Raw genomic sequence first — 21,165 nt, 5'->3', positions numbered from 1 at the left:
CCGCGAAGCACGAACACCCGTTCCTTCGTCTCCGTCCGCCGGTCGCCTTAGCCGGTTCAGCCGGACAGCGCAACGCCGGCGGTCAGCTCCAGCTCGTCGAGGCCGGCTTCGACGGCCGGGCGGAGGTCGTCGTGGGTCCAGCTGCCCACGGCCGCCTCGGCGGTGATGCCGGGTCCGAAGCCGGCGATGAGGCCCTGCGCGGACTCCGCGGCACCGCCGTCGTCGAAGAGGCGGGCCAGCGCGTCGAAGACGACGGAGCTGGCGATGTTGCCGCGTTCGGTGAGGGTGGCCCGGCTGTAGCGGAACATCTCGGGCGGCAGCTTCAGGAAGTGGCAGAGGTCGTCCAGGATGCGCGGGCCGCCCGCGTGCACGATGAAGAAGTCCATGTCCGGGACGGACCAGCCGTGCAGGTCGACCAGGTCCTGGAGGACCGGGGCGAGCATCTCCATGGTGCCGGGGACCCGCTTGTCCAGCAGGAAGTGGAATCCGGTGTCGCGGACCGCGTAGGAGATCCAGTCCTCGGTGTCGGGCACCAGGTGCGAGGCGTTGCGCTCCAGCCGCATCCCCGTGCCGCCCTGTCCGCGTACGACGGCGGCGGAGAGGGCGTCCCCGAAGAGCCCGTTCGAGAGCAGTGAGCCGACGCCGATGTCGGTGGGCTGGTAGCACAGCGAGCAGAACTCGCAGGAGACGATGAGGACGTTGGCGTCGGGGTAGGCCACGCAGAAGTCGTGCGCGCGGTTGACGGCCGCGCCGCCGGCCGCGCAGCCGAGCTGGGCGATGGGCAGTTGGCGGGTCTCGGGCCTGAAGCCCAGGGTGTTGATGAGCCACGCGGTCAGCGAGGGCATCATGAAGCCCGTGCAGGAGACGTAGACGATGAGGTCGATCTCGGACGGCTCGGTCTCGGCGTGGGCGAGGGCCTGCCGGACGACGTCGGGCACCCGCCTCTTGGCCTCGGCCTCGTACACCCGGTTGCGGAGCTCGAATCCGGGGTGCTTCAGGGTCTCCTCGATGGGCTGCACGAGGTGCCGGGTCTGCACTCCGGTGTTCTGGATGAGCCGCAGGACGAGATCGCGCTGCGGGTGCCCGGCGTGGGTCTCGCGGGCCAGGTCCAGGGTCTGCTGCATCGTGATGACGTGCTCGGGCACAGCGATGGCGGGTCTGCACAGGGTCGCCATGGGTTCTCCTCGTATCTCGGAGCGGAGGCTCTCGTCACCAGGTGACGGGCAGGGCGAGCGGGTAACGCCAGATGGACGTCGTGTTCCACTCGATGTCCTCGGGCGGCACGTCCAGACGCAGGGCCGGGAAGCGGGTCAGCAGCGTGGAGAAGGCCACGTCCAGCTCCATCGTGGCCAGCGGTGCGCCCAGGCAGTGGTGGGCGCCCCAGCCGAACGTCATGTGGGGGATGGACGGCCGGTCGGGGTCCAGCTCGTCGGGGCGGTCGAACTTGGCGGCGTCCCGGTTGGCCGTCAGATAGGACACGTGCACCACGTCCCCGGCCTTGATCAGGACGCCGCCGAGCTCCACGTCCTCCAGGGCGATGCGCGGGATGCCGACGCCCTTGCGGAAGGGGATGTGGCGCAGCAGCTCCTCCAGGGTGCGGGGCAGCCGGGCCGGTTCGGCCCGGAGGGAGTGGAGGAGTTCCGGGCGGGTGAGCAGGGTGTAGGCGATGTTGCCGAGCTGGTAGGTGGTGGTGTCCTGGCCCGTGATGAGCAGGACCATCGCCATGACGGCGAGTTCGTCGTCGTCCAGCAGCTCGGCGCCGTCCCGGGCCGTGGCCAGCGTGCTGATGAGGTCGTCGCCCGGGGAGCGGCGGCGGTCGGCGGTCAGCTCCTGGAAGTAGCCGCGCAGCTCCGCCTTGGCGCGTACGGCGTCCTGCTTGCCGGCCGCCCCGACGTTCATCATGGTCATGGCGTGGGCGCGCAGCCAGGGGCGGTCGGCCTCGGGGATGTCGAGCGCCTCGCAGATGGTGATGAGCGGCAGCGGCGAGGAGACGCGGGCGACGAAGTCGGCCGGCGCGCCCTCGTCGGCCATCTCGTCCAGCAGCCGGTCGACGACGCGCTGGGTCCCGCCGCGCATCTGCTCGACGCGGCGCGGGGTGAAGCTCTTGGCGACGAGGCTGCGGAGCCGGCTGCTGGCGGGCGGGTCCATGAGGTTGATGGACTCGGCCTGGACGATCGGTTCCGGGGTCATCCGGGGGAAGTCACGGCCGAGCACGGCGCTGCGGCTGAAGCGCCGGTCGGTGGTGACCGTCCGGACGTCGTCGTAGCGGGTGACGAGCCAGGCCTCGCCCTCGCCGTACGCCATCCGGATCCGGGACACCGGCTCCTCGGTCAGCAGGTGCCTGAGCCGGGGGTCGAACTCGAGCTGCTCCGCGTAGTCGAACGGGCAGGTCCGTACGGTTTCGTCGTGTCGCACCGTGGTGTTCTCCACCGAGGTTCTCCCCATGGCCGGTTCGGGACGTTCAGGGCATCCCGGTGCCAGGCCCGGGAACAGACCTCCCCTGTGTCCCCCGCCGCGCCGGGAAACATGTCACTCACTGTTCGCCATCAGCCGATCAGGGGGGCGCACGCCCCGGCGCTCGGCCTCCGGGCCCAGGCGTACCGCCCGCACGGAGGAAGCAGCGCTGAGCTGGTGCTCCGTGCGGTAGAGATGAGAGCCAGAGCAGACCGTCCGACTCGCGGGAAGAGGAACGGCTATGACGGAAAGTGACCAGCACCGGGACACGCATCTCGGTCGACGTACCTTCGTACGGGGGGCCGCGAGTGTGGTGGGAGGCGCGGGGCTGATCGGCGCCGGGGCGGCGGGCGCCGCTTCCGCTGCCCCGGCGGCGGGCTCGGACGAGGGCCGGGTGCCGTTCCACGGGCCGCACCAGGCGGGCATCCTCACTCCGCAGCAGCGGTTCGGCGGTTTCGTCGCCTTCGACGTGCTGGCGCGGGACCGGGCGGAGCTGGAGGCGCTCTTGCGGAAGTTGACCGTCCGGTGCCGCGTCCTCACCGCCGGGGTCACCCCGAAGGATCCGGATGTGGCAGCGCTGCGGGGACCGGAGGACCGGCTGACGATCACCGTCGGGGTGGGCGCCTCGCTGTTCGACCGGCGTTTCGGCCTGCGGGGAGCACGGCCGCCCGGACTCACCCGGATGCCGCGCTTCCCCGGGGACCGGCTCGAACCGGGCGGCTGCCACGGGGACCTCTCGGTGCAGGTGTGCGCGCAGCACCCGGACGCCGTCCTCCATGTCGTACGGGATCTGGCGCGGGAGACCGGCGGGCTGCTGCGGGCCCGGTGGCGGGCCGACGGGTTCGTGAACCCGCCGCGCCCCGAGGGCAGCCCCCGGTCGTTCACCGGCTTCAAGGACGGGACCGCGCACCCGGACACCGCGTCGGCGCGGGAGATGGACCGGCTCGTCTGGGTCGGGCCGGAGGGGCCGGGCTGGGCGCGTGGCGGGAGCTACCAGGTACTGCGCACGATCCGGTTGAGGGCCGAGGCGTGGGACCGGGTACCGCTGGACGAGCAGGAGCGGATCTTCGGCCGCCGCAAGTCGACCGGGGCACCGCTGGACGGGAAGAAGGAGAGCGACCCGCTCGACTACGGGCGCGACCCGCAGGGCCGGGTGACGCCGCTGGACTCCCACATCCGCCGGGCCAATCCCCGTACCCCCGGGAGTGAGGACTCGGTCCTGCTGCGCCGGAGCTACAACGTCGACCGGGGCCTCGCTCCCGACGGCACGCTCGATGTCGGGCTCGTCTTCTGCTGCTACCAGCGGGATGTGGAGCGGCAGTTCGCGACGGTGCAGAGGCGGCTGGAGGGCGAACGGTTCGCGGACTTCAGCACCACGACGGGCGGCGGCTACTTCCTCACGCTGCCGGGGGTGACCGACGCGTCGGACTGGTACGGCTCGGCCCTGCTCGGTTCCTGAGAGGCCGCCGCCGCGGTGCGGTCCGCGCCCTCCAGCACGTGGTGCCGGGTGGCGGCACCGGGGGCCGCCACCCGCACGGCGGGGCAACGATGACGCCGGCGTCCGTCCGGGTGGGGCCGTCCTCCGGACGACGCTCCCGGTGTCAGCCGGTCAGCAGATCCGGGTTGCCCGCCAGCGCCGCCAGGCGGCCCCGGGGGTCCGCGACGAGCCGGCGTTCGGTGAGGTCGAGGACGCCGGCCACTCCGGTGATCTCCGCGGCCACCGTGCCGTCCTCCTTGAGGATCTGCTGCTCCAGGGTGAACGTCTTGCCGGTGCCGTAGTCGAACCAGCAGGTGACCCGTACGCGCTCGCCGCCGCGCAGTTCGCGGCGGTACCTGACCGTGACCTCCAGCTGCACCGGGCCGATTCCGCCGGCCAGCAGCTTCTCCTGGGGCAGTCCGGCGGCGCGCAGCAGCTCCCAGCGGGCGTGCTCCGCGTACTGGAGGTAGACGGCCTGGTTCAGGTGGCCCTGGGTGTCGAGCTCGTAGCCGCGCACGGTCACATCAACGGAGAAGGTCATGACCGTGCGAACAACCGGGCCGGGCCGTCCATTCCGGTGGACCGAGGGGGGGCCTGTTCCAGGAGGGCCTGCACCCGGGGGGACCCGTTCCGGGGGGGGCCTGCCCCGGGGGCCGGGCGTGCCGGATCCCACGGCGCACCTGCCGTGCTCGGGTGGCGTCGTCCGCCCCGTCCGGCCCCGGCCGACCCGTCCGGCCCCGGCCGACCCGTCCGGCCCCGGCCGGCCCTTCCGGATGCGGCCGGCCCGGCCGCCCGGATGCGCGGCTACCGTGCCCGCAGGTGCGGGAAGCGCCATTCGGTGCGGCTGCGCAGCACGGCTCCGGGGCGCAGCACCGTGCTCGGGTGGCCGGGGCGGTTGGGTGAGTCCGGGAGGTGCTGGGTCTCCAGGCAGAGCGAGCCGTGGCGCCGGTGGCGGCGGCCGGTGCCGTCGGTGAACGCGCCGTCGAGCTGGTTGGCGGTGTAGATCTGGAGGCCCGGTTCGGTGGTCCACAGCTCCAGGGTGCGCCGGTCGCCGGGGGCGGTGAGGCGGGCGGCACGGCGCAGGGTTCCGGGGGCCGCGGGGCGCAGGATCCAGCAGTGGTCGTAGCCGCCGGCCCGTTCCAGCTGGGCGTCGCGGTGGTCGAGGCGTTCGCCGATGCGGCGGGGGACGGTGAGGTCGAAGGGGGTGCCGGCCACCGGGGCGGGCGGGCCCTCGGGGATGGAGCCGGCGTCGACGGGGAGGTAGGCGTCGGCGTCGGCCTGGAGGGTGTGGCCGAGGATGTCGTCGTCGCCGAGGTTGAGGTAGGCGTGGTGGGTGAGGCTGACGACGGTGGGCCGGTCGGTGGTGGCCGCGTAGTCGACGGCGAGGGTTCCGGCGGTGTCCAGGGTGTAGGTGGCGGTGACGTCGAGCGCGCCCGGGAAGCCCATGTCGCCGTCGGGGCTGTGCAGGGTGAGCCGGAGGACGGCGGTGGTGTCGGTGCGGTGCCCGGTGGCCCGCCAGGTCTTGGTGTGGAAGCCGTCGGGGCCGCCGTGCAGGGCGTGGCCGCGGTCGTTGGCGGGGATGTGGTGGGTGGTTCCGTCGAGGGTGAAGCGGCCGTGGGCGATGCGGTTGGCGTACCGCCCGACGATCGCCCCGAAGTACGGGTTCTTGTCGGTGTAGTCGTCGAGCGCGGGCAGCGAGCGCACGACCGGGCCGGGTTCGCCCGCGGTGTCCGGCACGGTGAGGCTGTGCAGGACACCGCCGTAGGTGAGGATCTCGGCCCGGACGCCGGTGCCGGAGTCGAGGGTCCACAGATCGGTCTCGCTCTGCCCGTGGGCGCGGCCGAAGGGTGTGCGGTGCACGGTGGGCATGAGGAAGTCCTTGGAGGATGCGGGGAGGGGCGTCGCTGCGCCGGGTCCCGGGTGCGGGAGGGCCTCGCGGGGAGGGTCAGCTGGTCGGCCCGGAGGCCGCGCGGTGCGCGGTGGATTCACGCAGGACGAGGCGGTGGCCGGGGCGGGGCCGCCGGGGTTCTGCGACGGGGGTGCCGGCGAGGCGTTCCACGAGGCTGTCGACGGCGAGCCGGGCGATGGACTCCTTGTCCGGGGCGATGGTGGTGAGGGTGGTGGCCCCGTACCGGCTCTCCTCGATGTCGTCGAAGCCGACGACGGCGATGTCGTCCGGGATGGCGAGGCCGCGTTCGGTGATGGTGCGCATGGCCCCGATCGCGATCAGGTCGTTGTACGCGAACACGGCGTCGGGCCGCTCGCCCCGGTCGAGGAGGGAGGCCATCGCGGCGGCCCCGTCCTCGCGGCCGTAGCCGTCGGTGACGACGACCAGGGACTCGTCGGGGGTGATGCCGGACGCGGCCAGCTCCTCGCGCCAGCCGCGCAGCCGGAGGTGGGCGGGCTGGCGTTCCCGGCCGGTGCGGGAGCCGAGGAAGGCGATACGCCGGTGGCCCAGGGCGATGAGGTGGGCGACGGCCTCGCGGGCGGCGGCCACGTTGTCGATGGCGATGTGGTCGTACGGGGCCTCGTACTCGCGTTCGCCGAGCAGCACCAGCGGCGCGGTCTCGGTGCGGGCCATCAGGTCCTCGGTCTCCAGGTGGATGGGGCTGAGGATGAGCCCGTCGATGACGTGGGAGCGGAATCCCTGGCAGACCAGCAGTTCCTTCTCCCGCTCGCCCGCGGTGTGGTCGACCAGGACGGTGTAGTCGTGCCGGGCCGCCGCGTCGACGACCTCGCCGGCCAGCTCCGCGAAGTACGGGTTGCCGAACTCGGGGACGGCCAGCGCGATGATGCCGGTACGGCCCTTGCGCAGATGACGGGCGGTGAGGTTCGGCCGGTAGCCGAGCTCGTCGATCGCCTGCTGCACCTTGGCCCGCATCTTCGGGGTGACGTGCTGGTAGTTGTTGACCACGTTCGACACGGTCTTGATGGACACGCCCGCCCGTTGAGCTACGTCCTTGAGGCTGACGCCCACGGCACTCCCTGTCTTTCCTGGTTCGACTCGGCCCGATCCGTACGGCTCAGGTGGTTCTCCGGCTGCGCGCGAGGTAACGCTGTGCCACCACGACCACGATAAGGAAGCCGCCGCTGACCACCGACTGGTACGAGGAGTTGAGCGAGCCGATCTGGTTGATCAGATTCTGGATCACGGCGAGCAGCAGGACGCCCCAGAGGGTGCCGCTGACCGATCCGGCACCGCCGATGAGGAGCGTGCCGCCGATGACGACGGCGGAGATCGCGTCCAGTTCCATGCCGACCCCGACGATGGTGACACCGGAGGAGAGCCGGGCGGCGTTCAGTGCTCCGGCCAGTCCCGCGAGCAGCCCGCTGAGGGTGTAGACGAGGATCTTCGTCCGGGCGACGGGCAGCCCCATCAGGGTGGCCGCGTCGCTGCTGCCGCCGACCGCGAACAGCGTCTGCCCGAAGGAGGTCCGCTGGAGGAGGAGGCCGCCCGCGCCGAAGAGGCCCAGCGCGATGAGGACCGGGTGGCCGAAGCCCCAGACACTGCCCTGGCCCAGCTCGGCGAAGGCGGAGTCCTTGGGCACCAGGTACGTGGTGGCCCCCTCGTCGGTGAAGGCGAGCAGCATGCCGCGCGCCGCGAGGAGACTGGCGAGCGTGACGATGAAGGGCGCCATGCCGGCGCGGGCGATGAGCAGCCCGTTGACCACGCCGATCGCACCGCAGACCACCAGGGGGACGAGCAGGGCGGCGAAGAAGCCCCACGGGGAGGCCCAGGCGGCGAGGACTCCGCCGAGGGCGAAGACGGACCCGACGGAGAGATCGATTCCGCCGGTGATGATGACGAGGGTCATGCCGAGCGCGACGATCGCGAGGAACGACGCCTGGACGGTGATGCCGCGGGCGTTGTCGAGGCCGGCGAACGTCGGGTAGACGAACGAGGCGATGAGGATGACGGTCAGCAGGACCGCGAGGACGCCCTGACGCCGGACGAGTTCCCCGAGGCGGGAGCCGGTGGAGCGCCCGGGGTGGGCATCGGGACGCGAGGGGGCGTTCCCGGGGAGTGCCGGGGCCTGCGCCGCGGGCACGGTGGCCGGTGTGGTCTTGTTCATCGGGACCTACGCTCCCGGGCGACGTAGACGGCGGCGATGATGATGGCCGCCTGGGCGATCTGTGCGGTGGAGTCGGGCAGGTCGTGCTTGACGAGGGTGGCGCGCAGCAGTTGCATCAGCAGGGCTCCGGCCACGGTGCCGAGCACGCGGATGGAGCCGCCGTTCAGGGGTGTTCCGCCGACGACGACCGCCGTGATGGCGGACAGCTCCATGAGCGTGCCGAGGGATGACGGGTCGCTGGCGGTGAGCCGTGCGGTGGCGAGGATCCCGGCGAGTGCGGCCGTCACCCCGCAGAGGATGTAGACGCCGATCAGGACGCGCTTGACCGGCAGTCCGGACAGCGCGGAGGCCGATCGGTTGCCGCCGATGGCGACGATCTGGCGGCCGAAGGTGGTGCGCTGCACCAGGAACGCGACGGCGAGCGCGAGAACGCCCGCGATGAGGACGACCGTCGGGATGCCGAGGAAGGAGCCGGTGCCGAGGGCGAGGAGATCGGGGTTGACGATCTGCTTGAGGCGGCCGTCCGCCATGACGAGGGCGAGACCCCGGCCTCCGACGAACAGGGCCAGGGTCGCCACGATGGGTTGCAGCCCGACGAGGGAGACGAGCGTCCCGTTGACCGCGCCGACCACCGCCCCGGCGAGCAGGGCGATCAGGAGCGCGGGGACCAGTCCGTAGCCGAGGTAGAGCGGCAGCAGGGCCGCGGCGAGCGCCATGGTGGAGCCGACGGAGAGGTCGATGCCCTCGGTGCCGATGACCAGGGCCATACCGAGCGCGACGATCACGATGGGCGCGACCTGGACGAGCTGGGTGCGCAGGTTGCCGGCCGTCATGAAGTGCTCGGTGAACAGCGCGTTGAACAGCAGGACGACGGCGACCGCCGCGTACACGCCGTACTCCTGGTACCAGGCGGGGTCGCGCAGCCGCGCCCGTGGCTTCGCGGCGGGGCGTGGCAGGGTGGCCTGGGTGGTCACTGGCCCACCCTCCTTTCTGCGGGCTCCGGTCGGTTGTTCATCATCGGAGGTCCTCCTGGCCGGCCGGGATCTTCCCGCCGGTGTCGGGCGTGCGGCCGGCGGGCACGGTGCCGGCAGTGCGGTCGGCGGGCACCGCGTCGGGCGTGCGGTCGGCCGCCACGGCGTCGGCAGTCCGGTCGGCGGGCACGGTGCCGGGCGTGTGGTCGGCGAGCACTTCGAGGAGGCGGCTCTCGTCCACCTCGTCGCCGGCGAGTTCACCGGCGACCGCGCCGCCGCGCAGGACGACGATGCGGTCGGCGCCCTCGATCAGCTCCTCGATGTCGGACGAGATCAGCAGCACGGCGAGCCCCTCACGGGCGAGTTCGTCGATGAGCGACTGGACCTCGGCCTTGGCACCCACGTCGATGCCGCGGGTGGGCTCGTCGAGCAGCAGGACCGTGGGCTCCAGGCAGAGCCAGCGGGCGAGCAGCACCTTCTGCTGGTTGCCGCCGGAGAGTTCGCCGACCTTCTGCTCGGGGCTGGAGGCCTTGATCCGCAGGCGTTCCATGAAGATGCCGACGATGCGGTCCTGCTTGGCGCGGGAGACGATCCCGGCCCTGGAGAGCCGGGGCATGGCGGCGAGCACGATGTTCTCGCGGACGGAGAGACCCGGCACGATGCCCTCGGCCTTGCGGTCCTCGGGGAGCATGCTGATGCCCGCGCGGATGGCTGCGGCCGGGGTGGGCCGGCCGATGCGCTTGCCGCCGACGGTGATCTCCCCGCCGTCCAGGGGAAGCGCCCCGGTCAGCGCCTTCGCGGTCTCGCTGCGCCCGGAGCCCAACAGACCACCGAGTCCCAGCACCTCACCGGCGTACAACTCCACAGATATGTCGTGCAGTTGGTGATGGCGTTCGAGGCCGGTCGCGGTGAGCACGGGGGCTCGGGCGGTGTCGTGCCCCTCGGCGGCGAAGCCGGTGAGACCGTCGCGGCGGACCTCGGCCATGTCACGGCCGAGCATCATCGACACCAGCCGCATGCGGTCCAGCGGGGCGAGTTCGCCGGTGTGGATGTGGCGGCCGTCGCGCAGCACGGTGACCCGGTCGCAGATGCGGTACAGCTCGTCCATGCGGTGGCTGACGTAGAGGACGGCGATGCCCTGACCGCGCAGGTTCTCGATGACCCCGAACAGGGTCTCGACCTCACGGGGCTCCAGGGACGACGTCGGCTCGTCCATGATGACGACCCGCGCCCGTACGGAGACGGCGCGGGCGAGAGCGACCATCTGCTGGGTGCCGATGCCGAGGGTGTGCAGGGGGCGCTTCGGGTCGACGCGGACACCGAAGCCGTCGAGGAGCGCGCTCGTCTCCCGGTGCATCCGGGAGAAGTCGATGAGCCCGAAACGGTTCTTCGGCTCCCGCCCCAGGAAGACGTTGCGCGCCACGCTCATCAGCGGGACGAGGTTCACCTCCTGGTAGATGGTGGAGATCCCGGCCTGCTGCGCCTCGAAGGGGCGGGCGAAGCGGACGGGTTCGCCGCTGACGCGCACCTCGCCCTCGTCGCTCCGGTGGACACCGGTGAGCACCTTGATGAGGGTGGACTTGCCGGCCCCGTTCTCGCCGACGAGCGCATGGACCTCGCCCGCGCGCAGGGCGAAGGAGACGTCATCGAGGGCGACGACGCCCGGGAAGCGCTTGCTCACGGAGCGGGCTTCGAGGACGGGCCGGGCGGCAGCGGCCCCGGCGGTCTCGGCATGCGGGGGCGGCGCGTGGGTGGGTGCCATGGATCCTGGCCTTCCGGTGGTACGGGAACGGTGCCGGGCCGCCGCGTCGCCCCGGGGGATGTCCGGGGCCGGGGCGGCGGCCGACGTGCCGGTCGGGGTGCCGGTGCGGGTTCCGTCGGGAACGCCGGCCGGGTCAGTACGCTCCGCCGAGCGACTCCTCGGCGTTGACCTCGTCGTACGCGCGGTCGGCGATGATGACGTTCTCGGGGATCTCCTCACCGGCGTAGAACTTCTGCGCGGTGGCGAAGGCGAGGGGACCGAAGCGCGGGTTGGACTCGATGACGGCGTTGTACTCGCCGTCGACCAGGGCCTGGACGGCATTGCGGGTGCCGTCGACCGAGACGATCTTGACGTCCTTGCCCGGCTCCTTGCCGGCCGCCTTCAGCGCGGTGACCGCCCCGAGGCCCATCTCGTCGTTCTCGGCGTAGACGGCGGTGATGTCGGGCTTGGACTGGATGAGCTGCTCCATGACCTGCTGGCCCTTGTCACGGGCGAATTCGCCGGTCTGCTGTGCGACGATCTCCAGCCCGGGGGCCTCCGCCTTCACCTGGTCGACGAAGCCCTTGGTGCGATCGGTGGTGACGTTGTTACCGGAGGCGCCGAGCAGGATCGCGACCTTGCCCTGACCTCCGGTCACCTTGATCATCGCGTCGGCGGCGCGCTTGCCCTGCTCGACGAAGTCGGAGCCGAGGAAGGCCACGTAGTCCTTGCAGGCGGTGGAGTTGACCTTGCGGTCGATGGTGAGGACGGGGACCTTCTTGGCGGCCGCCGCCTTCAACGCGGGCTCCAGACCGTCGGAGTTGAGCGGGGCGACGATGAGGAACTGCGCGCCCTGGGACAGCATGTCCTGGATGTCGCTGATCTGCTTGGACAGCTGGGACTGGGCATTGGTGGTGAGGAGCTTCTTCACGCCGATCTTCTTCGCCTCGTCCTTGATGGACCGGGTCTCGGCGATCCGGAACGGGTTGGCCTCCTTCTCCGACTGGGAGAAGCCGACCACGGCGTTCTTCAGGTCCAGTCCGGGCGCACCGTAGGTCTCCAGCGTGCAGCCGGCGCCGGACGAGGATTCAGGGGTCTTGGCCTCCTGGGCCGCCTGGCCGCTGTCGCCGCCCGCGTTGCTGGAGGTCTCCGACTTGGCGCAGCCGGCGGCGGCCAGCGTGGTGGCGGCGAGGACGCAGGCCACGGCGAGGGTACGGGATCGACGCTGGATCATCATGCGCGGAACGCTCCTTGGCGGGTTGACGGCACGCTGATCGGCGTGCGGTCGGGCATGCGGGACGAGGCATCGGCCATGGGGCAGCCGGTGCCGCCGCACTCCTCACACCCCTGCTCCGGACTGCGGCAACAGCGGTCGTGAGAGTGTGCGCGGCCTGTCGGCGGCTCGGTTTACAACGTTATATAGGCGGCGCGGCACGGGCGGCAAGAGCGCTGTCGATGCGTTTCCAGAAAGTGCCGGACGGCGGCCCGGGGCGCTGCGCGACCGGGGTTGGACGGCGGCCCGGGACATGGCGCGACCGACGGCTCACCGCTCGGCGCGGGCTCTGCGCGGGGTATGGACACCCGCCCGACCCCGTGCTGTCATACCGCCGGACAGCTGATTTCTAACGTTGCAGAACGGCCCCTCGTCCGCCCCCGCCGCCGCGCGACGGCGCTCCTCGGCATGCGCCCGGCCGATCGCCCGCCGCCTTGCTCCGCACCTCGGTTCACGTGCGTACCACCGGCGGCGGAGCATCTGCCGCGGCTGCCCAGAGCTCTCCCGGCGTACCGACCGCCCCCTCCCCGTACGACCGCAGAAAGGGATGTCCGACCATGCGACCAGCACCCGCACCCCGACGCCGCACCTGGTGGCGGAGATTAACGGCCACCACCGGCCTGTTCGCCCTGGTGGCCACCGCCCTCGTGGGGACCGGCACCGCTCCGGCCGCCGCCGCCCCCGCCGCCTGGGAGCCGAAGCCCGCGCCCATGACGACGCCGTGGACGAACAGCGTCCCGGTCGACAAGCCGCTGCCGGAGTACCCGCGCCCGCAGCTGACCCGCCCCGACTGGACGAACCTCAACGGGATCTGGGACTTCGCCGTCACCGGCCGTGACGCCGGGCAGCCGGCCACGTTCCCGGAGCGGATCCGGGTCCCGTTCGTCGCCGAGTCCGCGCTCTCCGGCATCCAGCGCCGCATCACCGAGAACGACAAGCTCTGGTACAAGCGGACCTTCACCGTCCCCGCCGACTGGGCCGGCCGCCGGGTGAAGCTGCACTTCGGGGCCTCCGACTGGCAGACCACGGTCTGGGTCAACGGCACCCGGGCCGGGGTGCACAAGGGCGGGTTCGACTCGTTCGCGTACGACATCACCCCGCAGCTGAACGGCGGCACGAACACGGTCGTCGTCTCCGTCCACGACCCGACCCAGACCGGCGGCCAGGCGGTCGGCAAGCAGCGGGTCAACGAGGTGAAGCCGCATCCGGGCGGCGGGATCTTCTACACCGCGGCCTCCGGCATCTGGCAGACGGTCTGGCTGGAACCGGTGGCAGCCGCGCACATCACCCGCCTCGACATGACGCCGGACCTGGGGAACAGCACCCTGCGGGTGAGGGTCCGGACGTCGGGCGCGGCCGGGCGCAGCGCCCGGATCACCGTCTCCAGCGGCACTACGGTCGTGGGCACGGCGACCGGAGCGGTGAGCGGCGAGATCTCCGTGCCCGTACCGAACCCCCGCCTTTGGACGCCGGAGGATCCGTTCCTGTACGACGTGGCGGCGGATCTCCTCGACGGCTCGGCCGTCACCGACACCGTGGGCAGCTACACCGGCATGCGGTCGATCGGGATCGCCGAGGTCGACGGCATCCTGCGGCCGGTTCTCAACGGGGAGTTCGTGTTCCAGACCGGCACCCTGGACCAGGGCTACTGGCCGGACGGCATCTACACCGCGCCGAGCGACGAGGCGCTGAGGTACGACCTCCAGGCGCACAAGGACCTCGGGTTCAACATGGTCCGCAAGCACATCAAGGTGGAGCCGCAGCGGTGGTTCCACTGGGCGGACAAGCTGGGTCTGCTGGTGTGGCAGGACATGCCGTCGATGGACACCGGCAAGGTGCCGGACGGGCCGGCCCGCACCCAGTGGGAGGCGGAGTACCGCACCATCATCGACCAGCACCGCAGTTCGCCCTCCGTGGTCATGTGGGTCAACCAGAACGAGGGCTGGGGACAGTACGACCAGGCGAGGATCGCCGACGAGGTGAAGGCCCAGGACCCTTCGCGGCTGGTCAACAACATGAGCGGGGTGAACTGCTGCGGCTCCGTCGACGGCGGCAACGGCGACGTGGTGGACCACCACGTCTACGTCGGCCCCGGCAACACCGCGCCGACCGCGACCCGGGCGGCCGTGCTGGGCGAGTTCGGCGGGCTGGGCTACAAGGTGCCGGGCCACGAGTGGTATCCGGGCGGCGGCTTCAGCTACGAGGACCAGCCGAGCGTCGCGGCTCTCGGCAACCGGTTCGTCGGGCTGCTCGACGCCATCCGGATCGGCCAGCTGCCCGCCGGGCTCTCCGCGTCGGTGTACACGGAGATCACGGACGTCGAGAACGAGGCGAACGGACTCCTGACGTACGACCGCCAGGTGGTGAAGGTGGACACGGCCCGGGTGAAGGCCGCCAACGAGGCCCTCATCCAGGCGTCGCGCGACCCCGTCCCGCCGGTCGGACTCCCCACCGGCCGGTACACGTCGCTGCGGGTCACCACACCCGGGCACACCACGAAGCACCTGCGCCACTACGACGGGCTGGCCTTCACGGAGGTGGTGAACGGCGGAAGCCCGGCCCTGCTCAAGGCGGACGCCACCTGGAAGATCGTCCCCGGGCTCGCCAACAGCAACTGCTACTCGTTCGAGTCCCGGAACTACCCCGGCGAATTCCTCCGCCACCGGGACTTCCGGGTGCGCCGCGACGCCGACGACAACTCCGCGCTGTTCCGGGCGGATGCGACGTGGTGCGCGGTCGCGGGTGTGGGCGGTGTGCGGTTCACCAGCGCCAATCTGCCCGGCAGTTATCTGCGGCACATCGACTCCGAGGTGTGGCTCGCCACGCCCGGCGGCGGCCGGCCCTTCGACAGCCCGGCGCTGTTCACCGAGGACACGACGTGGGCGGTGGACGCACCGTGGGCGCCCTGACCTGAGCGCGGGGGCACGGCAGGGGCCCGGCAGCGGCGGAGAACGTTCCCCCCGTCGCCGCCGGGCCCCTGCTGCTCGCTGTTCCCGCCGTTGAGCCCGGCGGGAGGCGCCCGGCGGGAGACGTCCCGCCGGGCTCAACGGGTCAGAAGCGGTCCGGGGCGCGTTCCGGGACCGGCGACCCGGGGAGCACGTCCGGCTTCCGGTCCTCGCGGGCCCGGGCGTTCGACGCGGCGGTCGCCCTGCAGGTCACGTCCTTCGCGGGCAGCCTGCCAGTGGCCAGGTAGCGGTTGACCGCGCCGTCCGTGCAGGTGGTGCCGCTCGGGTAGACACCGTGGCCCTCGCCGCCGAGGACCGTGACCATCTTCGAGCCCCGCAGCTGGGCGTGCAGGGCCCGGCCGCTGGGCAGCGGGGTCTGCGAGTCCCACTCGTTCTGGACGACGAGGGAGCCGACCCTGTTCCTGACCGCGGTCACCGGCTCGGCGGACTTCCTCCAGAACGCGCAGGGCTTGATGCTGGAGGCGAAGTCCCCGAAGAGGGGGTAGCGGCCCTTGTCCTCGATGGCGTCCCGCCGGTAGGTCCTCGGATCGCGTGACCACGCGGCCGAGTTGTCGCCGCACACCACGGCCCAGAAGGCGGCCGTCATGTTGTCGGCGGGGGCCTCGGCGGCGAGCGCGGCCCTTCCGGCCCACTCGGGCGCACCGGTAGCGCCGCCTTCGGTGATCAGGGAGAGCTTCCGCGCGGAGGCGGGCCTGCCCTGCGCGGCCTTCTTCAGCTCCACGACCGCCTCGGAGGCGGCCTGCGGGGTGAAGGCCAGTGCGCGCATCCCCTGACGGATGTCGTCGCCGCTGGTGGGCTGTCCGTCCACCTCGATCGGGTCCTCGTCGGCCCGCGCGACGAGATCCCAGAAGGTCCGGTCGACCTTCTTCGGGGTGTCGCCGAGGCCGTACGTCTTCGAGCGCGCGGCGGCCCATTCGGTCCACCGGTCGAAGGCGGGTTCCGCGCCTTCGGCCCACCACTGGATCATCCCCCGCCAGGCACGCCGCGGGTCGACCGCGCTGTCCAGCACGAACCGGTCGGCGCGGGCCGGGAAGAGCTGGGCGTAGACGGCTCCCAGATAGGTGCCGTAGGAGTAGCCGAAGTAGGAGATCCTCTTCTCGCCGAGGACCGCCCGCACCAGATCCATGTCGCGCGCGGTGTTGCGGGTCGTGATGTGCGGGAGCCGGTTCCCCATCCTCTTGCGGCACTTGTCCGCCACCGTGCGCGCCCACGCGACGTCCTTGGCGTACGTCTCCGCCTTGTACGGCCTCAGCCAGTTCTCCTGTTCCGGCGTCAGGTCGCAGGAGACCGGGCTGGAGCGGCCGACACCGCGCGGGTCGAAGCCGACCAGGTCGTAGCGCTTCAGCACGGACTCGGGCAGCTCCTCCTTCATCATCAGCGGCATCCACAGCCCGTCGCCACCGGGTCCACCGGGGTTGGAGAGGAGGATGCCGCGCCGCTTGCCGGGCTCGGCGGTTCTGATCCGGGATATCGCCAGCTCGATCCGCTTGCCTCCGGGCTTCCGGTAGTCCAGCGGGACCTTGACGGTGGCGCACTGGTACGCCGCCGACACTTCCGGGGCGCACCGCTTCCACGCGGGCTTCTGCTTCACATACCGGTCGAGCCCGCTCGTGGCGGCGGGTGAGGAGACGGCCGAGGAGGTCCCGGCCGAGGGGGCGGCAGCCGGGGCCGCGGTGGCCGTCGAGGTGACGAGCGCCGGGGCCAGCGTCGCCAAGGCGCTCACGGCCACCAGAGGCGCGAGACGTCGTCTGCGCACGATATCGATCCTTCCGGTCGCATGTTCGGACAGGAGGATCCTGTCGGACCTGTGTACGCCTGCGTATCCCTCCCGGGGCCTCACCTCCGCTACCTCTCGGGAATGACGGCAACAGGCGTGAATGGTCCGCGGGTTGGAGAACCATTTCCGCCATGGCGGGTGCGCCGCGCCCCGGCACACCCGGAGACCGCGGGGTGCGCCTCCTTCCCGGAGCGCCCGGGGACTGCGGGCGCTCCGGGAAGTGTCCTCACGTCCTTGCGGACTACGGCTTTTGACGGTCGTGGAGCGCGGAGACCTCCTCCGCGGTCAGGGCCTTGTCGAACACCTCGACCTGGTCGACGGAGCCGTTCCAGAAGTCGGTCGTGGCACCGCCGTACCGGGCCCGCCCGACGGAGAGCGGTCCGGTGCTCACGTCGGCCGGCCCGGCCTCGGCGGTGGCGGCGGTCTTCCCGTCGACGTACAGCGTGATCGCGTCGCCCTCGCGCACGCCGACCAGGTGGTACCACCTCCCCGTCTGCGGGACGGTCTCCAGACGGGCGCGCTTGCCGCCCGGGGTGGAGAAGGCGAAGGCCCCCTGGCCGTACTGGAGGTAGAAGGGGTTCTCGGTGCGCCGGCCGTCCTGGCTGACGACGGTGGCGTAGTTGCCCGGTACGGCGTCGAGCGAGGCCCACGCGGAGACGGTGTAGTCCTTCGTGGTGTCCACGACCGGGCCGGCGCTCTGTGCGTAGCCCCCCTCGCCGTCGAACTTCAGCGCCGAGCCCGTGATGCCCGGGGCCCAGGACGAACCGCCCTCCAGCGTGAGATGGGCCTTGTTGGGGCCGCTGTCGCGGGCGGTCGTGCCCTTGTTCTCGTCGAGCGACCAGGAACCGCCGCCCTCCAGATCATCACGCTCGCCGGCGCCGGCCCCGGCTGCGATGACCCGGCGGTTGATCTCGCGGACCTTCCTCGGGTCGACCTTGATCTCTCGGCGGTCGTACGTCCAGAACCCGTTGAGCTCGTTCTCCAGATCGCTGACCTGGGTGTAGACGGAGCCGGACAGTTCGGCGCCGGCGGCCGCGAGGTAGTGGGTACGGGTGTTGTCGACGTACTTCGCGGTGAGGGCGTCCTTGTCCGCCACGCCGGAGTAGATGTCGGCCGGGGCTCCGGGCCACAGGTGACCGGGGGTCCGCAGCGTGAAGCCGCCGTGCTCGCCGTCCATCGCCGCGCGCCGCTCGTCCGGGAAGGCCGGGTCGTTGTTCAGGTAGTCGTGGTGGTCGATGATCCCACCCTTGCCGGAATCACCCTTGGAGGCGCAGCAGTTGACGCCACTGTGCGCGTTGACCACGCGGGACGGGTCCAGCGCCTCGACCTCATCGGCGATCCGTCCGGTCTCCGTGCGGTCCCACTCGCCCCATCCCTCGTTGAAGACGATCCAGCCGCTGATGGAGGGGTGGTTGTGGAACTGCTTCATCAACTCCTTGCCCTGCGCGAGGAAGGCGCTCCGGCCGGCGTCGTTGCCGATGTCGGCGTTGACGAAGTCCTGCCAGACGAGCAGCCCGAGCCGGTCGGCATGGTAGTACCAGCGCGGCGACTCGACCTTGATGTGCTTGCGCACGGCGTTGAAGCCGAGGTTCTTCTGGGCCTTCAGGTCGAAGGTGAGCGCCGCATCGCTGGGCTGGGTGTACAGCCCGTCGGGCCAGAATCCCTGGTCGAGCATGGCGAGGGAGAAGAACGGCTTTCCGTTGAGGACGAGCTTCTGGTAGCCGCCCACCTCGTCGACCTTCAGCTGCCGCATGCCGAAGTAGCTTTCGACACGGTCCTCGGAGCGGCCGTCGACGAGGGAGACGTCGAGGTCGTACAGGTAGGGGTCGTCGGGCGACCAGAGGTGCTGGTTCTTGAGCCGCAGGCCGAGCTCGCGGTTGGCGGGGCCGCTCACCGTGCCGACGACCCTGCCCCCGCGGTCGCGGGCGACGGCGGTGATCCGGGCGTCGGCCGAGGCCTTCGCGGAGTTGACCGTGACCGCGAGGCGGCCGGTGCCGATGTCCGGGGTGGTGGTCAGGGAGTCGATGGCCGCGGGGGCGACGGGCTCCATCCACACGGTCTGCCAGATGCCGGAGGTCGGGGTGTAGACGATGCCGCCGGGGCTGGTGGACTGCTTGCCCTTCGGCTGGTTCGGACCGGTCGTGTCGGTGACCGCGACGACGATCTCCTGGGGGCCGCCGCCCTGGAGCGCGTCGGTGATGTCGGCGCTGAACCCGGTGTAGCCGCCGGTGTGTTCGGCGACCTTGGTGCCGTTGACCCACACGGTGGACCGGTAGTCGACCGCGTCGAAGTTGAGCTTCAGCCGCTTGCCCCGGCCACCGGCGTCACCCTTGCCGTCTCGGGAGCCCTTGGCGATCGACCAGCTCTTCGGAACGGTGACGAGCTTGCGGTAGAACATGTGGTCCTCGTCGCGCTCCAGCCCGGAGAGCTGGGATTCGACGGGGAACGGCACGATGATCTTCTCGTCGAGCTTCTTGCCGAAGACCGGCTGCTCACCCTCGGCGGCCCCGGCGAACTCCCAGGGGCCGTTGAGGTTCTTCCACTGATCGCGGACCTGCTGCGGCCGGGGGTACTCGGGCAGCGGGTGGTTCTCGTCCAGCCGGTCTCCCCAGGTGGTGGTGAGGCGGTGCGTGGAGAGGTTCTCAGCGGTGCGGCCGATCTCCGGGACGGTCTCGGACCCGGACGTCAGGCCGCCCTTGCCGTCGTAGGCGACCTTGACGCGCTGGCCCTTCTGCACGGGCGCGTCGAGTTCGACGATCAGAGCGTTCGGGTTGTCCGAGGCGCGATTCACCGACTTCACCGGCATCGGGGAGGTGTCGGCCTCGATCGTGAGGTGCTCCTTCACCTTCCGGTAGTCCGCGACCCGGTCCCTGAAGGTGGCCTGGAGGCGCTTGCCGTTCCGCGCGACGCTCAGGGCGACCGGGTAGACCTCGAAGTCGGCGGGCGGGGTGAAGGCGGACTCGGGGACGATCTGCTTCCCGACCGTGTCGCTCTGCCAGCGCAGGAACATGCTGGCGCCGCCGGTGTCCTGGAACATCTCCAGCTTGACGTCGTACTTCTCCCCCGCCGTCAGGGCGATCGGCTCGCTGTGCCGCTCGTTGTCCCAGTCCGGCTCCCAGTGGTCGATGACAACGTTGCCATCGAGGAAGAGCCGGAATCCGTTGTCGCCGACGGCCCAGAAGGTGTATTCGCCGGTCTCGGGGGCCTCGATCTGTCCGGTCCACCGGGCCGTCGTGTGCTCGGTCCTCCCGGTCGCCGACTCGAACGCACCGGTGAGTCCGGGGAAGTTGATGTCGGGGTCGAGGGTGGTGGCGCCGAGCTCGGCGAAGTCGCGGGCGCCCGGGGCGGACATGCTGAAGTACTCGCCCTTCAGCCCGTGCACGTCGGCGACCGGGTCGTCCGCCGCGAAGGCCCTCACGGTGGCTCCGGCCGGAGCGGCGGGCGCGGCGGCCGCCGTCGGCACCACGGCGGCGCCGACCGGTATGAGCAGCGCCGCAGCGCAGGTCAGGGCCCTGAACAGGGCACGGGGGCGCGGGTGTTGTCGTCTCAAGGCGTCGTCCTCGTCGAAGAGCCGGGGGTGCCTCCAACCTGCGAGGCACTGCACATGGTCGAACATTGAGCCACAACACCAAACACGGCACAACGGGTCGCGCACGCGAAATTTTCAACGATAGAAAGATCTGGCCCCACACCAGGGACGATGCGGCCGCGGCATCGACCCGGGGCGGGGAGCGAGCCGATCGGTCTGCGGGGCAGGCCTTCCGCCGGGGGCCTCGGTGAAACGCCGTTTCGCGGGTATCCGAACTGCAGCCAGAAAGCTCACGCGACGGGGTGACCGCTATGAACGACCGCATTCTGATGACGTTGGCACCGGACGGCGAGACCCGTACCGACTTCGTCTGCAGGCCGGAGAGGGCCGCCGACGCGCGGGACGCCGTCAGCGCCTTCGTCGCCCGACTGCACCCCGCTCCGAACGCGCACATGGTCCAGAACCTCCTGATCCTCGTGTCGGAGCTGGTCACCAACGCCGTCCGGCACGCGGGGGCCGTCACCGCCCTGTGGCTGACCGCGGACCGCAGGGGCGTCCACGTCCGGGTCACCGACCCGAGCCCGGCCCATCCGCAGGACCGGACGCCCGACCTGACCGGCCGGGCCGGGGGGTTCGGCTGGCCGATGGTCCAGCGGCTGGCCCAGGAGGTACGGGTCCGCGAGACGGTGGGCGGAGGGAAGGTCATCCTCGCCACCGTGCCGCGCTGACGCCGGAGCACGGCGCCCCCCGCGCTGACGCCGGAGCACGGCGCCCCACGCCGAGGCCGAAGACCCGCCCCGCGCTGACGCAGGAGGACGGGGCGCCGCACCGGGGCCGGAACACCGTGATGCGCCGAGGACCGCACCGAGGCCGCAGCGCCGTGTCTCTCCGGACACCGCGTCCG

The 21,165-nt window shown here is 71.5% G+C and carries 14 protein-coding genes; 3 read left to right on the top strand and 11 right to left on the bottom strand.

Annotated elements, in window-relative coordinates:
* Positions 1 to 56: 56 nt before the first annotated feature.
* Positions 57 to 1,190, bottom strand: coding sequence for a type III polyketide synthase (locus KME66_RS31985; RefSeq protein WP_269086427.1), 1,134 nt, complete (start codon positions 1,188 to 1,190; stop codon positions 57 to 59).
* Positions 1,191 to 1,209: 19 nt separating this feature from the next.
* Positions 1,210 to 2,445: a cytochrome P450 gene (locus tag KME66_RS31980; RefSeq protein ID WP_216328498.1), complete on the bottom strand. Its 1,236-nt coding sequence runs from the start codon at positions 2,443 to 2,445 to the stop codon at positions 1,210 to 1,212.
* A gap of 322 nt (positions 2,446 to 2,767) precedes the next feature.
* On the opposite strand from KME66_RS31980, the gene KME66_RS31975 reads away from it, so the two are divergent.
* Positions 2,768 to 3,913: a Dyp-type peroxidase gene (locus KME66_RS31975; protein ID WP_216329759.1), complete on the top strand. Its 1,146-nt coding sequence runs from the start codon at positions 2,768 to 2,770 to the stop codon at positions 3,911 to 3,913.
* A 142-nt stretch (positions 3,914 to 4,055) separates the two neighbouring features.
* Here KME66_RS31975 and KME66_RS31970 read toward each other — a convergent pair whose 3' ends face one another.
* The 7 genes from KME66_RS31970 to KME66_RS31940 all read right to left on the bottom strand — a co-directional run bounded on the left by KME66_RS31970 (position 4,056) and on the right by KME66_RS31940 (position 11,953).
* On the bottom strand, positions 4,056 to 4,472 hold the full coding sequence (locus tag KME66_RS31970) for a thioesterase family protein (protein ID WP_216328496.1): 417 nt from the start codon (positions 4,470 to 4,472) through the stop codon (positions 4,056 to 4,058).
* Between the two features lie 263 nt (positions 4,473 to 4,735).
* Positions 4,736 to 5,800, bottom strand: a complete 1,065-nt coding sequence (locus KME66_RS31965; protein ID WP_216328494.1) for an aldose epimerase family protein — start codon at positions 5,798 to 5,800, stop codon at positions 4,736 to 4,738.
* A 76-nt stretch (positions 5,801 to 5,876) separates the two neighbouring features.
* The gene (locus KME66_RS31960; RefSeq protein WP_216328492.1) at positions 5,877 to 6,908 is read right to left on the bottom strand and encodes a LacI family DNA-binding transcriptional regulator; all 1,032 of its coding nucleotides are present in this window, start codon (positions 6,906 to 6,908) and stop codon (positions 5,877 to 5,879) included.
* Between the two features lie 46 nt (positions 6,909 to 6,954).
* The gene (locus KME66_RS31955) at positions 6,955 to 8,004 is read right to left on the bottom strand and encodes an ABC transporter permease (protein ID WP_216328490.1); all 1,050 of its coding nucleotides are present in this window, start codon (positions 8,002 to 8,004) and stop codon (positions 6,955 to 6,957) included.
* Positions 8,001 to 8,978 (bottom strand): ABC transporter permease, encoded by a 978-nt coding sequence (locus tag KME66_RS31950; RefSeq protein ID WP_216328488.1) that lies wholly within the window; start codon positions 8,976 to 8,978, stop codon positions 8,001 to 8,003. Before KME66_RS31950 ends, KME66_RS31955 begins: the two co-directional genes overlap by 4 nt.
* A gap of 40 nt (positions 8,979 to 9,018) precedes the next feature.
* The gene (locus KME66_RS31945; RefSeq protein WP_216328485.1) at positions 9,019 to 10,737 is read right to left on the bottom strand and encodes a sugar ABC transporter ATP-binding protein; all 1,719 of its coding nucleotides are present in this window, start codon (positions 10,735 to 10,737) and stop codon (positions 9,019 to 9,021) included.
* Between the two features lie 133 nt (positions 10,738 to 10,870).
* A complete protein-coding gene (locus KME66_RS31940; RefSeq protein ID WP_216328484.1) occupies positions 10,871 to 11,953 on the bottom strand; it encodes an ABC transporter substrate-binding protein in 1,083 nt (360 codons plus the stop codon).
* 593 nt (positions 11,954 to 12,546) lie between these two features.
* Between KME66_RS31940 and KME66_RS31935 the strand changes: the two genes are divergently transcribed.
* Entirely contained in the window at positions 12,547 to 14,898 is a 2,352-nt protein-coding gene (locus tag KME66_RS31935; RefSeq protein WP_216328482.1) for an AbfB domain-containing protein, read from the top strand.
* Positions 14,899 to 15,040: 142 nt separating this feature from the next.
* On the opposite strand, the gene KME66_RS31930 is transcribed toward KME66_RS31935, so the two are convergent.
* A complete protein-coding gene (locus KME66_RS31930; RefSeq protein ID WP_253208530.1) occupies positions 15,041 to 16,711 on the bottom strand; it encodes an alpha/beta hydrolase in 1,671 nt (556 codons plus the stop codon).
* A gap of 262 nt (positions 16,712 to 16,973) precedes the next feature.
* A complete protein-coding gene (locus KME66_RS31925) occupies positions 16,974 to 20,348 on the bottom strand; it encodes a LamG-like jellyroll fold domain-containing protein (RefSeq protein ID WP_216328479.1) in 3,375 nt (1,124 codons plus the stop codon).
* A gap of 224 nt (positions 20,349 to 20,572) precedes the next feature.
* On the opposite strand from KME66_RS31925, the gene KME66_RS31920 reads away from it, so the two are divergent.
* Positions 20,573 to 20,989, top strand: coding sequence for an ATP-binding protein (locus KME66_RS31920; protein WP_073224105.1), 417 nt, complete (start codon positions 20,573 to 20,575; stop codon positions 20,987 to 20,989).
* The last annotated feature ends 176 nt before the right edge of the window (positions 20,990 to 21,165 follow it).

The sequence above is a fragment of the Streptomyces sp. YPW6 genome, assembly GCF_018866325.1.
Taxonomy (GTDB): domain Bacteria; phylum Actinomycetota; class Actinomycetes; order Streptomycetales; family Streptomycetaceae; genus Streptomyces.
Note: the sequence above shows the minus strand (reverse complement) of the source record. Positions and strands in the feature narration are given on the sequence as shown.